Raw genomic sequence first — 740 nt, forward strand, 5'->3', positions numbered from 1 at the left:
GAAAAGGCGCCGGCCGAGCGCGGCCTTGCCATGGTGTTCCAGTCCTATGCGCTTTACCCGCATATGAGTGTCAGGAACAACATCGCCTTCCCGCTGAAGATGGCCAAGCTCGACAAGGCCGTCATCGACAAGAAGGTCGAGGATGCCGCCCGCATTCTCAACCTCACCGATTATCTCGAACGCCGGCCCTCACAGCTGTCCGGCGGCCAGCGCCAGCGTGTGGCCATCGGCCGCGCCATCGTGCGCGAACCGAAGGCCTTCCTGTTCGACGAGCCGCTCTCCAACCTCGATGCGGCGCTGCGCGGCACCATGCGGCTGGAAATCTCCGAGCTGCACAACACGTTAAAGACGACGATGATCTACGTCACCCACGACCAGGTGGAAGCCATGACCATGGCCGACAAGATCGTGGTCCTTAACCGCGGCAATATCGAGCAGGTCGGCTCGCCAATGGAGCTTTACCGCTCCCCCGCCAACCTCTTCGTCGCCGGCTTCATCGGCTCGCCGCGCATGAACCTCATCACCGGCGACTATGCCCGCAGCAAGAATGCCACCACCGCCGGGGTGCGGCCGGAGCATCTGGCGCTGTCAAAAGAGGCCGGTCTGTGGCAGGGCAAGGTAACCGTCGCCGAACATCTCGGCTCCGATACCTTCCTGCATCTCGACGTCCAGGGCATCGGACCCATCACCGCCAGAACCGATGGCGAGTTCGAATGCAGGCATGGCGATACCGTCTTCAT

General features: G+C 62.4%; 1 protein-coding gene. It reads left to right on the plus strand.

Annotated elements, in window-relative coordinates; all coding sequences use genetic code 11:
* Positions 1–740, plus strand: a 740-nt coding sequence (locus tag HP456_RS25875) for an ABC transporter ATP-binding protein (protein ID WP_172255889.1), incomplete at both ends; no start/stop codon positions are given.

Source organism: Bacillus haikouensis (genome assembly GCF_013179555.1).
Classification (GTDB): Bacteria; Bacillota; Bacilli; order Bacillales; family Bacillaceae_B; genus Rossellomorea; species Rossellomorea haikouensis_A.